At 55.3% G+C, this 1,172-nt stretch carries 1 protein-coding gene; it reads right to left on the bottom strand.

The genetic code is table 11. The features are described from left to right. A partial coding sequence (locus IBX54_RS15175; protein ID WP_296543480.1) for a hypothetical protein occupies positions 1-1,061 on the bottom strand: 1,061 nt, incomplete at its 3' end. Positions 1,062-1,172 lie beyond the last annotated feature (111 nt).

The raw sequence follows: 1,172 nt of genomic DNA on the forward strand, positions 1-1,172 counted from the left end.
TCGATGATGCTGTAAATCGACTTCTTCAGACTAGCCAGCTCGCGCGTGCTGTGCCCGTCGCGGTGTTCCACTTTGCGGTGGTGCTTGAAAAATGAGATGTCGTTGGAGGTAGTCTCAACTCGAAGTACCCGGCCAAACTTGTCGTAAATTTTTACGCTGGCCGAGCCCATGCAGTGTTTGATGCAGCGCCCCTCAATGCGGGTGCTCAGGCGCGAACCGATTTCTTGCGCCAGCACCGGTGTGATCTTCTTGCCCAGAAAGCTTGCCACCCGGGGTGCGTCAGCAGCCAAGATGGATTGGCGACTGAGCGTGTCGTACAGAGGCGCCAGTATCTCGGTGCTCTTGAACATCAGGTCAGTGGAATACTCAATCTGGCGAATGCTCCAGTGGTAGGTCTGACCAAAGACATCAAGCACAGGGCACAGTTTCTGGGCATACTTGTCCAGATGTTGGTGCAGCATGTCCGGGCTCAGACTGTCAGCTATCTCCTGGGCGCGTGCCATGTTGTCGATGCGTAAAAAGCAGTTGTCGGCCTGTACAAAGTCAATGCCCTCGCGCTTGAGGGATTGCGCCAGTGCGCTGTGGCCGTTGCAGTAGAACTGCAAGCTAAACGGTGCCCAGGTGGGCACGCGCAGGTAGCACAGGCCCAGGTCTTCGTCCATGAAGTAAAAGTAGTAATGCAGGCATTTGCCGGTATCGCCTCTGAGGTAGGTTTTACCGGTGGCCTTGTTGTGCCATGGTTTGTAGCTCGGGCAAGCTTCCATGGCTGACAGTACGTGCACCAGGCCAGGGGCATCACCGCGCTTTTCCAGCACCCGTGCCACCAGGTCTTCTTTGCGGATGTGGCTTTTGCTGACGTGTTCGATTTCAATGTCGGCGGCCTTGCAGACTTCTTGCGCACACGCGCGAATTCGCTCACGCAGCGGTTCTGCAAACTGCGCGTAGTCAAATATGCGGATGCCTTTGCTGAACAAAAAACTCGTCATACCGCCCGCATAGCAGGCCCCGGGCAGTGTGCCAATGATCAAAATGCGGTCGTAGCACGACAGCACACCGTTCATATTTGTCGCGTAGCGTTTAGTCAGTTGCGTTTCCATGATCAACACCCATCAGTCACTGAGCAGCAGGCAACATGGTATTACTTGTTTGGTTCCGGCTCGTCCGGCTTAGGG

Origin of the sequence: Rhodoferax sp. (assembly GCF_014859475.1) — a bacterium.
In the GTDB taxonomy this organism is placed as follows: Bacteria; Pseudomonadota; Gammaproteobacteria; order Burkholderiales; family Burkholderiaceae_C; genus Rhodoferax.